The organism is Arsenophonus endosymbiont of Apis mellifera, assembly GCF_903968575.1.
In the GTDB taxonomy this organism is placed as follows: domain Bacteria; phylum Pseudomonadota; class Gammaproteobacteria; order Enterobacterales; family Enterobacteriaceae; genus Arsenophonus; species Arsenophonus apicola.
Genome location: NZ_CAJCFU010000057.1, coordinates 1 through 13,593, shown reverse-complemented (window position 1 = coordinate 13,593; position 13,593 = coordinate 1). Strand labels below are relative to the sequence as shown.

Here is a 13,593-nt window from a genome sequence, read left to right as displayed (position 1 = left end):
TTAAAGGATCGAACAAGATGCAATTGAATAAAGTGCTTAAAGGGCTAATGTTAGCGTTACCTATGCTAGCCGTTGCAGCATGTAGCTCAAAAAAAGGCAATGACAAGACAGGTACTGAAAACAATGTAGTAGATAGCAATGCTAGCCTTTCTGCTGAGCAATTGGCTCGTCAGCAGATGCAAGAATTGCAAAGTAACAATATTGTTTACTTTGGTTTCGATAAGTACGATGTTGCTCCAGAGTATGCACAAATTTTAGATCAGCATGCAGCTTTCATGCGCGGTAATCCTTCAGTAAAAATTACTGTTGAAGGCCATGCTGACGAACGCGGTACACCAGAGTATAATATTGCCCTTGGTGAGCGTCGTGCTAATGCTGTGAAAATGTATTTGCAGAGCAAAGGCGTCAACGGTGAGCAAATTGCTATCGTATCTTATGGTAAGGAAAAACCGGCGGTACTGGGTCATGACGAAACAGCATATGCTAAAAACCGTCGTGCGGTACTGGCATATTAAGAGTATTACATGAACAGTAACTTCAGACATCTTTATTTGAGTCTGTCGTTATTGGTTGGCGTAGCGGCTACAGCAGTCGCTACTGCCCAAGCGCCAATCATTAATGTCGGCTCAGGCTCTACCAGTGATCGTCTTCTTCAAATTGAGACAGCGGTTAATTCTCAAGGGCAATTATTATATCAAATTCAGCAGCAGTTATCGGATGCTCAGCGAGACATTGATACATTGCGTGGTCAAATTCAGGAAAACCAATATCAGTTAATTCAAGTTATTGAACGACAAAAAGATCTTTATATCCAGTTGGATTCATTGACCACTGGTGCAAATAAAGTCAAAGCAAATACTGAAAGTAGTAATAGCAGTAATGCTATTGGCACGGCTGAACCAGCGAATGAAAAGGCTGACTATGATACGGCGGTTGCACTTGCTATAAAGAGCAAATCTAAACAGCAGATTGCCCAGGCAATTAGTTCTTTTCAGCATTTTATCAAAGCTTACCCTAAATCTAATTATCAGCCCAATGCTAATTATTGGCTTGGACAATTGAATTATAATCAGGGAAATAAAGATGATGCGGCTTTTTATTTTGCTACCGTCGTAAAAAACTACCCTAATTCACCCAAAGGGGCAGAATCCCTTTATAAAGTAGGGTTACTGATGCAAGAAAAAGGGCAAAATGATAAAGCACGAGTTGTTTATCAACAAGTGATTAAAGCTTATCCTGGCAGTCCGAGTGCGCAATTGGCAGAGAAAAAATTAGCATCACTCTAATGAATAGCCCCGAAGTATATACTGCTGTTTATTTCGGGGATAATTGTGTGATTAATAAGCATTTAAATTCATTCAGTAAAAAAACAATTGCACCCTTAGTAAAAATAAGTAATATACACCGCCATCAGCTCAGGTAACTTCAGATGGGTCGTTAGCTCAGTCGGTAGAGCAGTTGACTTTTAATCAATTGGTCACAGGTTCGAATCCTGTACGACCCACCATCTAAAAAACTCTTCCTACTTTCCAACAAAACTAAAATAATATATTGCAATGCGAGTACAGGATGAGAAGCTGTGTAGGTTCGAGCCGAGCGCAGCGAGACAGCCTTGTGCCAAGCACAACGACCCGCAGGGCGAGGCCGTAGACCGGGTGATCCTGTACGACCCACCATCTAAAAAACTCTTCCTACTTTGCAAAGAAACTAAAATAATATATTGCAATGCGAGTACAGGTTGAGAAGCTGTGTAGGTTCGAGTAGAGCGCAGCGAGACAGCCTTGTGCCAAGCGCAACGACCCGCAGGGTGGGGCCGTAGACCGGGTGATCCTGTACAATCCATCATCTAAAGATATCTTCATGCTTTCCAAAAAACCAAAAATAATATATCGCAATGCGAGTACAGGATGAGAAGCTGTGTAGGTTCGAGTCGAGCGCAGCGAGACAGCACAACGACCCGCAGGGCGGGGTCGTAAGCCAAGTGATCCTGTACGATCCAGCATCTAAAGATATTGCTACTATTTCAGCCAAAAGCTAATTTCATCTTATCTGGATACTGAATGCGGATGAAAAACAGTATTTATTTTTATTATGCAACCAGATAGATAAATCGATTATCTAGCGCTATTTGATAGTAAAAATTAAGCGACAAAATTTTAAATATTGATTATCTTGTTTAGTATATGAAACAAAAGAGGCAAAGAAATAGTCTTTTTTGCTAAAAAAGATTATTTTTAATTTAAATACTAAACAAACGAGTGAAAAATGTCTAATTTTATTGATTTCAATTTAGCTAGCTATCCATTTCCTATTAGGTCAGCGCCTTTGACAGATAGTGAAAAAAAACATTGTAAATAATCTATTAAACTATTGTTGGAAAAGAGAAATGCGGTTATAGTCGCGCATTATTATACCGATCCTGACGTTCAAGCTATAGCCGAAGAAACCGGTGGTTGTGTAGCTGATTCACTGGAAATGGCACGTTTTGGCTCACTACATCCGGCATCGACTTTAGTTGTTGCTGGAGTTAGATTTATGGGAGAAACGGCCAAAATCTTAAATCCTGAAAAAACAATATTAATGCCAACATTGAAAGCGGAGTGCTCATTAGATTTAGGGTGTCCCGCAAAGCCATTTGCTGAATTTTGTGATCAACATCCAGAGCGAACAGTGGTTGTTTATGCCAATACTTCTGCCGCAGTTAAGGCTAGAGCTGACTGGGTTGTAACTTCCAGTATTGCAGTTGAATTAATTGATTATTTAGATAGTCAAGGACAAAAAATTATCTGGGCACCGGATCGTCATTTAGGTAATTATGTACAAAGAAAAACAAGAGCAGATATTCTTTGCTGGCAAGCTACTTGTATTGTACATGATGAATTCAAAATTCAAGCCTTGAAGAAAATGAAAGTGTTGTATCCTGATGCGGCAATATTAGCGCATCCAGAATCCCCAGCAGCTGTTGTTGATTTTGCAGATGCAATTGGCTCAACCGGTCAATTGATCCAAGCTGCGCAAAATTTGCCTAATCAGCAAATAATCGTGGCAACAGATAAAGGTATTTTTTATAAAATGCAGCAAGCATGTCCAGATAAAACATTTTATATTGCGCCAACGGCAGGTGAAAGTGCGTTCTGCCGAACTTGTGCACATTGTCCTTGGATGGCAATGAACAGCTTAAAAACTATTGAACAAGGACTAAAAAAAGAAGGTGAATTACACGAAATATCTATTAATGGTGAATTAAGAGAGAGAGCATTAAAACCTTTGGAGCGGATGTTGTCGTTTGCTGCTAACATTAAGTGACTGAATTATAAGTGTTAATAGGGTAAGAGGAATGGAGTTTTTCAATACTAGTAATACTATGGTACATATTGCTCTTGGCAGCAATGGTTATAACTTATCTTATATAGAAGCTGTGGCTACGATAGCCGGATTTTTATGTATTTGGCTTGCTAGCCAGGAAAAAATTATTAATTATCTTTTTGGTTTAATAAACGTTACATTATTTGCTGTAATTTTTTTTCAAATTCAATTGTATGCTAGCTTATTGTTACAAATTTTCTTTTTTGCAGCAAATACATATGGTTGGTACGCTTGGAGTCGAGTAGATGCTTATCATGAATTAAGGCTTAAGATTCGCTGGATGAGTTTTTCAAAAGTAGTGGTAACTTTATTTATCGCTATTATTTCAACGCTGCTATTAAGTTTTAACATTGATAAAGTGTTTATTTTTCTTACTCAGATTACTTGGGATATCGCCCATTTATTAGGCTTTCATATTGAACCTGTACAAATAGAGCCCGATGCATTCCCTTTTTGGGATTCAGTAATGATGGTACTCTCGATTATTGCTATGGTACTAATGACACGAAAATATGCAGAAAACTGGTTACTATGGATTATTATCAATATTATTAGTGTTGTCATTTTTTACTTGCAGGGTGTTTTAGCAATGTCATTTGAATACTTGATGTTACTCGGTATTTCAATCAATGGTTTTCGACTTTGGCGTCGGTCAGCTAAAGAAAATGGTTCGATATTTTTAGCTAATTGATTGTTACTTGTATTGGTATAACCGTATAATATTTTTAAAATTAACGATTAAGAAATTTATATCATATTATATATTTTGATTAAATCTTTATAATATAAATATTAGTGCATATTTACACTTTTATCTCTAGAGGTTAAATTGAGTTCATCTTTTATTTATTTTAGAGAATATATTGGCTAAAAAGCGATACATTGAGCAGAAAAGATGACTTATAAGAATGATGACATTAGAATTAAACAGATAAAAGAGTTATTACCGCCAGTTGCATTACTAGAAAAATTTCCGGCAACAGATAAAGCCGCTTTGACAGAGCAAACAGCTCGTGAATCAATTCATCAAATTCTAACTGGTAAAGATGACAGACTTTTGGTTGTTATTGGTCCATGTTCAATTCACGATCCAAAAGCAGCCATTGAATATGCACAAAAGCTAAAAAAAATTCATGATGAGTTAAAAGATGAACTAGAAATTGTTATGCGGGTTTATTTTGAAAAACCGCGTACAACTGTTGGCTGGAAAGGTTTAATTAATGATCCTTTTATGGATAACAGTTTTGATATTAATGAAGGATTGCGTATTGCACGTAATTTATTGGTAACAATTAATGATTTAGGTTTACCAACTGCGGGTGAATTTCTTGATATGATCACACCTCAATATGTGGCAGATCTTACCAGTTGGGGAGCGATTGGCGCACGTACTACTGAATCTCAAGTTCATCGTGAATTAGCATCCGGTCTCTCTTGCCCGGTAGGTTTTAAAAATGGTACCGATGGAACAATAAAAGTGGCTATGGATGCAATTAATGCTGCTAAAGCGACTCACTGTTTTTTATCGGTTACTAAATGGGGTCACTCAGCAATTGTAAATACTAGCGGTAATCTCGATTGTCATATTATTTTGCGTGGTGGTAAAAAGCCAAACTATAGTGAATCAGATATCCAAGCTGTTAAAGAGAGTTTGCAAAAATCAGGCTTGTCAGCCCAAATTATGATTGATTTCAGTCATGCAAATAGCTGTAAACAATATAAAAAACAGCTTGAAGTGGCTGAAAATGTAGCTCATCAAATATGCCACGGTGAAAAAGCAATCATTGGAGTAATGGTCGAAAGTCATCTTGTTGAAGGAAATCAAGATATAAGTATAAATAAACCGCTAGAGTATGGTAAAAGTGTGACAGATGCCTGTATTGGTTGGCAAGATAGTAAAAAATTATTATATCGTTTAGCTGAAGCTGTTCGAATACGTCGTAAAAAGCATATCTAATTCATGATTAATAAGGCCACAAAGTGGCCTTATACTTATAAATTTAATTTAATTATTTTGCTTTACCTTGATTAGCAACAGCGGCTGCTTTAGCGGCTATTTCAGCTTGATCACCAAGATAGTAGTGTTTAATCGGTTTCATATTTTCATCAAATTCATAAACCAGCGGAACAGCGGTTGGAATATTAAGTTCAAGGATCTCGTCTTCACTCATCTTATCTAGATGTTTGACTAATGCTCTTAATGAATTACCGTGAGCTGCAATAATGACTTTTTCGCCTTTTTTAACTCGAGGTTTAATCACCTCTTCCCAATAAGGGACAACACGTTCAATGGTGGTAGCGAGACTTTCAGTGACAGGAAGCTCTGAAGGTTGCAAATTTGCATAACGAGGATCATGGCCAGGGTAACGAGAATCATCTTTGGTTAATTCTGGTGGTGTAATTTCAAAGCCACGACGCCATAGTTTAACTTGATCGTCACCATATTTTGCTGCTGTTTCTGCTTTATCTAAACCTTGTAGCGCACCATAATGACGTTCATTAAGCCGCCAATTTTTTTCAACGGGAAGCCACTGTTGATCTATTTGATCTAAAATGTTCCACAATGTATGAATGGCACGTTTTAAAACGGATGTATAAGCATAGTCAAAAATAAAACCTTCTTTTTTTAATAGCTGGCCTGCCTCTGTTGCTTCTTCGCGCCCCTTATCGGAAAGTTCAACATCAGTCCAGCCAGTGAACCGGTTTTCTTTATTCCATTCGCTTTCGCCGTGTCTTACTAGAACCAGCTTAGTTACTGCCATAGTTTAAACTCCTATTGATACATTCATTAAAATCGTTCTGAATTATTATATTATCCATGAAACTGAATACCAAATATAACTGTTGTCGTTTTCAAATTGTTGACTAAGATCTACCCTAATTTAACCAGCCTACCATTAAAGTAGTTGTTTAAAAGTGCAAAAATAACCTATTTTGTTATTTATATAAATAAGTATTATTTAAGTGTAGTGAAATTAAAATAGTGTTAGCCAGATAAATCTGTTATTAAAAAATTAAAGCTGAACAGCTATGGCAAATAATAGAAGAGTTTTGATATTGATTTTACCTATTAAAGAAATTTGTTATAGCTATGATAACAAAATATCAAGCATTAAAGATAATGGATTATTTGCTAAAATAAACTTTTCAGTAAAATAAGTGAAATTTATGTTAATTATTTATGTAATAAATTAATAAAAACTGAGATTAGAGAAATTAGCTATTTAGTCCGATAGGCTATTTATAAAATAGCGATGTAAATAAATTATTAATAATAAATTTTAATGATATTGTAGAATTATTTTAAAATTATGTGTCTATATTTATATTTGTAACAATAGATAAAAAAAATGGAGCCTTATGGCTCCAATTTTCCTTTTATAAGAGAAACTTTTCCGTTAGTTTCAGGCACAAAATAGAATAAGACAATTAGTATAATAAAAAATACCAATCAGTAGGTTATATTTCCATATATTAAGTATGTTTCCAAATCGATTAAATAAAATATTCGTTTAGTGATTATTAATGTATAGCGTGTAAATTATCATATTCAATACCTGGTCATTATTGAGAATATTCAAAGTCAATTTGTTATTAAGTTGTTTTTATTTAGTTGTATTCATAATGATTTATTTTGCAATATCATTTAATTTTATTTTCTATATTCGTTTTAAAGCGAATAATATGTAATTTTGTAATCTCTGTATAGTTAAACTATAATTAAATATGTATCTAAATGTTTTCATTTTTTATATCTTATTGATTTTTATTAATTTAATCCATTGGGGAAAACGATCATAAGTTAATAATTGATAGCTGTTATCTATTAATATTTGACTTATGATCGATTAAAACGATTTGCCGTTTTAATATTTATATATATCATTTCACTCATTACAAGCTTAACTTATAGAATTTTTTCTTGTTTTTTTGTTTTAGTTCATACTTTAATCTAATCATCTATTTGATGAGAATAATTTTTGTTTAAAAATTTAAATAATTTATATTTGAATATAATTCAACCACTATCAAATTATTAATAAATATAGTTTATCTATGACTAATAGTTATTCGATATTTTACTTTATTAAAAGTGAGAATTTTTACTTAACTTTATTATTAATAAAATTTTAAGGATTCACTTTTATATGTCGAAACGATTATCTTTTTTTATTAAAAAACTAGTACTACTTTTTTCTATCATTTTTATGATGTTGTGTAGTACTGAATTATTAGTTTGGATCACTCGAAATGGCTCCTTAATGGAGCTTGTTAATTAGCTACGTAATTGAATAAAGGCTTTGTTATGAATGTTAATTTCCAAAAGTGCGCTTTAGTATTTGGTGCTATGTTTTTATTAAATGCTTGTTCTGTACCTGTGTCAAAAAAGATGAATAATAAATTAAATGATAAAACAGCGAGTCAAACTAATAAAAATGGCGCGACTATTGTCAATAACCAAAGTAGTATTCCTGCACGAAATTATATAGAAAAAAAAGGTATGTTATTTGATGGTATTACTATTGCCTCGTCAAATAATGAATGTGTTGACCGTTTTAATTTTTTAAAAGAAGCGAATGGCGGTAAATACCAACAATATTCCAATGATTATAATAAAATTAGCAGGGATTATACGTTTTTAAATGTTAATAAAAATATTATGGATAAAGATTCAAAAGAATTATTATCTATGACCCTAAGTACTAAATTAGACACGCTATGCTCAAAAGTTCAATTCTCAGGTTTTCAAAGCGTAAAAGAAAAAGTTAAAGCGTTATCAAGTATTTAAATATTATTCTTATTCTACCACCTTTAATTAACTGAAGGTGGTTTCTTACTATGAATGTACATATTAGAGTAAATTACTTATGCCACAGTTTTCATGGAAGGGAAAAAAAATAATAGCGTGGTGGTTACTTTTAATACAATTATTTTCTCCCCTCCTTTTTTTTTCTACCTCAATAGCTAATGCAGTCGAAAATGCTGAGATGGCTGATACTATCTCAGGTATTTAATCCCTGATGAATGATGCCAAAGAGCATGATAATATCGTTACTAAAGAGAGTTTAACATCGTCATCTCAGGGAGAAACCTCTCTATTTCCCTCTGAACGCTTGAGTTCAGGACATTATCCGTTAGAAATGCCACCCAGTCTTGAAATCAAGGCTAACAGCACCGAGACAATTAATCCTATTTTACCTAATTTAGGTGGAGCTGAAACTTCCGCAGAAGACAATACAGATCAAGCTTTGGCTTCCATTGCCAGCCAGGTTGGCAATATTTTAGCCAATAGAAATGCAGTTGATGCTTCTATCGGTTATGCAAAAAATATTGGCGAAGGGTTGGTTAATCAGCGACTTAACGATTGGTTAAGTCAGTATGGTACTGCCCGTGTTTCTATCAGCAGCGATAGAACATTTACTGGAGATTTTTTATTACCTGTTATAGATAGCATAAATAGTTTGCTTTTTACCCAATTAGGATTAAGAACAAATAAAGACAGAAATACTTTAAATTTGGGTTTAGGTTATCGTCAATATTGGGGCGATTGGATGTATGGCATTAATACTTTCTATGACTATGATTACACCGGAGGTAATGCCCGCTTAGGTCTAGGTGGTGAAGCTTGGACAGATTATCTGAAATTAGCGGCTAATGGCTATTTTGGCTTAACTGATTGGCACCAATCAAAGATATTTATAATGGATGATTATGATGAGCGTCCAGCAACCGGCTTTGATGTTCGCGCAGAAGCCTATTTACCGACTTACCCTAAACTGGGTGGTAGTATCAAATATGAAAAATATTTTGGCAAAGGTGTCCATCTTGGTACCGGTGTTGATCCTGATAAATTAAAAGACGATCCTTATGCATTGACATTAGGGATAAATTACACGCCCGTACCATTAATAACCTTGAAAGGGGAGCATGCGGCCGGTGACCGTAATGACACTATGGTTGGTATGGATATTATTTATCGCTTTGGCGTGCCTTTAGCACAGCAATTAGATCCTGATGCGGTTGATGTCATGCGTAGTTTGGTTGGTAATAAGTATGATTTTGTCGATCGAAATTATGATATTGTTATGCAATATCGCAAACAGGAATTAATTAATATTTCGTTGCCCGCTGAAATGCGAGCGGAAGCAAAAGAAACAGTGATTGTTTCTGCTACCATCAATAAAACCAAATATGGTTTAAAAACCATCAACTGGACAGTTCCCGCTAATTTTCTCGCTAATGGTGGTAATTATAAGGTTATTTCACCAACCCAATTGGAAATTATTTTACCGGCTTATGTTTATAAGACACAAAGTAATGCTGCGCAAGAATATCAAATCAGTGCGGTGGGGATAGATAATAATGACAATGAATCGAACAGAGCCACGACCATAATACGAGTAAAACCTTCTAAGAATGTGGTTAATGATTTGATTGTCGAGCCTAATGCAACTTTACCTGCAAATAATCAGGATCGTTTTACCACTACTGCCGTGATCACTAATGAACATGGACAACCATTACCTCAACAAGTTATTACTTTCCATGTCGATGGTTTAAAACAGTCAGATGGTCAATCGGGTACAACATTGTTTAGCGGTACTCAAAGTGCTAGCAATGGAAAGGGGATAACAGCAACTACTGATAGCCAAGGAAAAGCGGTTATTTATATAACCAGTAAAGTGGCGGGCGAAGGCAAGATCACCGCAACAATGGAAAACGGCAATTATAAACATAGCGCGCTCAAATTCAGCGCGGATCGTAATTCAGCTGAGGTTGCCAAATTAACTGTTACCAGGGATAAAGCATTAGCCGATGGTAAAGAAAAGAATACGCTGTATGCATTAGTAACTGATAAACATGGTAATACAGTTGCGGATATGCCCATTATTCTGACCGCCACCGATGGCGCAATAATTGACAATAGTGGAAGCGCGAATACTAATCAACGTGGAGAACTGATTATTGGCGTTACCAATACTAAAGCGGGTAAAAGTGAAATTACCGCTGCAGTTAATGGTAAGGAAGAAAAGCAGTCGGTTACCTTTGTCACTGGCCGTCCAAGTGCAGAAAAATCATTATTAACCGCACAACCCGCAACTATTGTGGCCAATGGTAAAGCGGTAGCTAACTTAAAACTTGAACTGAAGGATGCGCAGGGCAATCCTATTAGTGGTGATAAAGTGACCTTTAGCACTAGTTTGGCTAATAGTCACATTAATAACATAAATGAGACTGCTAAAGGTGTTTATAGCGCCGAATTAACCGGCACCACTGCTGGACAAAGTACCTTTGGCGTTAAAATTAATGGTTCAGTGTTGAAAGTTAAGCCAGTAACTGTGCTGCTAGAAGCGGATCGCGACACGATGAGCATTAAAAAAGGTAATTTGATTATATTAAAAGATAATCAATTAGCCGATGGTAAAGCACAAAATCAGTTAAAGGCGGTAGTCACTGATGCAAATGGTAATTTGGTGCCAAATGTAAGTGTAGTATTTAAGGCAGATAATGGAGCGATGCCTGCATCGAAGAACGTCGATACGAACGCTAATGGAGAAGCCAAGTTTGAGATCACTAATAAAACAGCGGTTGGATCTACTATTACGGCAAGCATTAACAATTCAACTCAACAGCAAAAGGTTAATTTTGTTGCAGATACTTCAACGGCTGTTATTACCGATAGTAATTTGTTGATCACTTCTGATAATGCGCCAGCAAACGGCATAGCAACTAATGGGGCCACAGCCAAGGTAACCGATGAACATGGTAATCTGGTACCTAACGTTGATGTGGCTTTTACCGTTAGTAATGGTGCATTAATCAATACAGTAATAGGAAGAACCGGTAATGATGGTCAAGCAAAGGCTACGGTAACCAGTAGAAAAGCCGGTGCTTATACTGTTACTGCTAAAGTGAATAATAAAGCGACCCACAAACAGACCACCTTTATAGCTGATGAGAAAACGGCACAAATTACAGCCGGCAATTTACTGATCAATCCCAATAACTCACCAGCAGATGGCAAAACCGCCAATGTTGTTACTGCGATAGTGACTGATGCTGAAGGTAACCAGGTGCCGAATATTGAGGTGACATTTGCGGTCAGTGGTGAAGCGAAACTTACGCAGCAAAAAGTTAAAACCGATAGCGAAGGTAAAGCGATTACCGAGATAACGAGTAATAAAGCGGGTACTTATACCGTTACGGCTAGTGTAAATGGCAAAGGGACTGACAAGCAGACCACCTTTAAAGCCGATGGCACAACCGCAGAAATTACCGATGTCACCGATCATGCAAAACTGATCCACTAACGATCATCTAAAACTGATCCACTTGGTATTATTCGCACATTTTTGTACGGGTAATTTATGTTAACCAAGGAGATATTTGTGGATATTCATGTTCGCTTTGCTCAAGGACAAAGCCTTCGAAAAATTGCCAGTGAATTGGGCATTTCGCGTAACACCGTAAAACATCATTTACAACAACAGACAATGCCAACTTACGCTAAAAGAAGTCAACCACCGACTAAATTAGCACCGTTTAAAACTTACTTGCTTCAGCGAATTGAACTGGCTAAACCTGATTGGATCCCTGCAACAGTCTTATTTGATGAGATAGTTGAAAGCGGCTATCAAGGTGGTATTGCTCAATTACGCCGATTTGTTTGTCAATTTAAACCAAACATTATTCCTGAAGCTGTCGTCCGTTTTGAAACACAGCCAGGTCAACAAATGCAAATAGACTTCACCAGCATACGGCGAGGTAAAAAATCTCTGAAAGCGTTTGTTGCAACGCTAGGCTATTCGCGTGCGAGTTATGTAAAGTTCTTTGATAATGAACGAGCAGAATCGTGGCAACAAGGTTTACGAGAAGCTTTCGACTACTTTGGTGGTGTACCACAGGAAGTATTGTGTGATAACGCAAAATCCCTCATCATCGAACGGGATGCTTATGCAGAAGGTGAACATAAATTACATGTTGAAATGCTTCAAATGTCGAAAGATTACGGCTTTAAATTGAAGGCTTGCAAACCCTACAGGGCAAAAACGAAAGGGAAAGTAGAGCGCTTTAACCACTATTTAAAAAACAGCTTTATCGTGCCATTAAATACCAACCTTCGTGCTCATAATCTTGAACTGGATATTGAGATAGCTAATGCAAAAGTAGGTCCATGGTTACAACGCGTTGCCCATCAGCGGATTCATGGAACAACGTTAGAGAAGCCAGCAGACAGACTAGCTAAGGAGGTTAAGTATCTTCTACCCTTACCAGCAAGGGTTTGCCAATCTATCCCGCAGACTAATACGCTTAATATCCGTATCGTACCGCCCCTTGAATCTGTCAGTTTGCAGCACTCAATCAGCGTATACGAAGCATTGCTGGGAGGTGAACATGTTATTGCATGAACAAATTGAACACCTGTGTGAGTCATTGAAATTAAATTCTATTCCGACTCATTGGTCATCACTTGCCGAACAATGCATTGCCCAAGACAAAAGCTACGGAGAGTTTTTACTGTCCCTATTAAAATGTGAGCAACAACAACGAGATGAACGAACTCGTAATCTTTTGAGTCGGATGGCAGGATTCCCAGCACATAAAGAACTTAATACGTTCGATTTTAAGTTTGCAACGGGGATCCCCAAACAACACATACAGGAATTAAGCGCATTAACTTTTATTGAACGTAATGAAAATATCGTGTTGCTTGGCCCAAGCGGTGTAGGCAAAACCCATTTAGCTATTGGGTTAGGATTAAAAGCAGTACAGGCCAAGAAGAAAACCCGTTTTACCACGGCAGCTGAACTGATGTTGCAACTCTCAACTGCCAAACGACAAAATAAGCTCAAACAATATCTATCACGTTCGGTGACGGCACCAAAATTGTTGATTATCGATGAGATTGGATACCTGCCGTTTGGGCGAGAAGAAGCAAACCTGTTTTTCAATGTGATTGCCAAGCGTTATGAGCATGGCAGTGTCATATTGACGAGTAACCTATCATTTGGGCAATGGCCAAGTGCTTTTGCTGATGACGCAACATTAACTGCCGCTATGCTTGATCGTTTACTTCATCATTCGCATGTACTGCAATTAAGCGGTGAAAGCTACCGATTGAAAGATAAGCGGCGCTCAGGAGCAATAACTGAGTAAAACAGTGGATCAATTTTGATTGATCGGATTTAGCTAAAAAGTGGATCAGTTTTCGGTGATCGTTGACAC

At 36.5% G+C, this 13,593-nt stretch carries 9 protein-coding genes, 1 tRNA gene, 3 other RNA genes and 1 pseudogene; 13 read left to right on the top strand and 1 reads right to left on the bottom strand.

Annotated elements, in window-relative coordinates; genetic code table 11:
• Positions 1-17: 17 nt before the first annotated feature.
• The 9 genes and pseudogenes from pal to aroG all read left to right on the top strand — a co-directional run bounded on the left by pal (position 18) and on the right by aroG (position 5,323).
• A complete protein-coding gene (gene pal, locus H1X92_RS08575) occupies positions 18-515 on the top strand; it encodes a peptidoglycan-associated lipoprotein Pal (protein ID WP_180559748.1) in 498 nt (165 codons plus the stop codon).
• Positions 516-524: 9 nt separating this feature from the next.
• Positions 525-1,286: a tol-pal system protein YbgF gene (gene ybgF / locus H1X92_RS08570; RefSeq protein ID WP_180559747.1), complete on the top strand. Its 762-nt coding sequence runs from the start codon at positions 525-527 to the stop codon at positions 1,284-1,286.
• Between the two features lie 145 nt (positions 1,287-1,431).
• Positions 1,432-1,507: transfer RNA gene (locus tag H1X92_RS08565), tRNA-Lys, on the top strand.
• Positions 1,508-1,548: 41 nt separating this feature from the next.
• Positions 1,549-1,676: non-coding RNA, RtT sRNA (locus H1X92_RS08560), on the top strand.
• Positions 1,677-1,717: 41 nt separating this feature from the next.
• Positions 1,718-1,845, top strand: a non-coding RNA gene (locus H1X92_RS08555) — RtT sRNA.
• Between the two features lie 41 nt (positions 1,846-1,886).
• Positions 1,887-2,002, top strand: a non-coding RNA gene (locus tag H1X92_RS08550) — RtT sRNA.
• 263 nt (positions 2,003-2,265) lie between these two features.
• A pseudogene (gene nadA / locus H1X92_RS08545) lies at positions 2,266-3,306 on the top strand (quinolinate synthase NadA).
• Between the two features lie 31 nt (positions 3,307-3,337).
• Positions 3,338-4,057, top strand: a complete 720-nt coding sequence (gene pnuC / locus H1X92_RS08540) for a nicotinamide riboside transporter PnuC (protein ID WP_180559746.1) — start codon at positions 3,338-3,340, stop codon at positions 4,055-4,057.
• A 204-nt stretch (positions 4,058-4,261) separates the two neighbouring features.
• Positions 4,262-5,323: a 3-deoxy-7-phosphoheptulonate synthase AroG gene (gene aroG, locus H1X92_RS08535; RefSeq protein ID WP_180559745.1), complete on the top strand. Its 1,062-nt coding sequence runs from the start codon at positions 4,262-4,264 to the stop codon at positions 5,321-5,323.
• Positions 5,324-5,375: 52 nt separating this feature from the next.
• On the opposite strand, the gene gpmA is transcribed toward aroG, so the two are convergent.
• Positions 5,376-6,128 (bottom strand): 2,3-diphosphoglycerate-dependent phosphoglycerate mutase, encoded by a 753-nt coding sequence (gene gpmA / locus H1X92_RS08530; RefSeq protein WP_180559744.1) that lies wholly within the window; start codon positions 6,126-6,128, stop codon positions 5,376-5,378.
• Positions 6,129-7,672: 1,544 nt separating this feature from the next.
• On the opposite strand from gpmA, the gene H1X92_RS08525 reads away from it, so the two are divergent.
• The 4 genes from H1X92_RS08525 (at position 7,673) to istB (ending at position 13,524) form a co-directional block, all read left to right on the top strand.
• Positions 7,673-8,155 (top strand): hypothetical protein, encoded by a 483-nt coding sequence (locus tag H1X92_RS08525; RefSeq protein ID WP_180559743.1) that lies wholly within the window; start codon positions 7,673-7,675, stop codon positions 8,153-8,155.
• Positions 8,156-8,387: 232 nt separating this feature from the next.
• Positions 8,388-11,678, top strand: a complete 3,291-nt coding sequence (locus tag H1X92_RS08520; RefSeq protein WP_180559742.1) for an Ig-like domain-containing protein — start codon at positions 8,388-8,390, stop codon at positions 11,676-11,678.
• A gap of 57 nt (positions 11,679-11,735) precedes the next feature.
• A complete protein-coding gene (istA, locus tag H1X92_RS08515) occupies positions 11,736-12,776 on the top strand; it encodes an IS21 family transposase (RefSeq protein WP_180559741.1) in 1,041 nt (346 codons plus the stop codon).
• Complete coding sequence (gene istB / locus H1X92_RS08510; RefSeq protein WP_180559740.1) at positions 12,763-13,524, top strand: IS21-like element helper ATPase IstB; 762 nt, start codon at positions 12,763-12,765, stop codon at positions 13,522-13,524. Before istA ends, istB begins: the two co-directional genes overlap by 14 nt.
• The last annotated feature ends 69 nt before the right edge of the window (positions 13,525-13,593 follow it).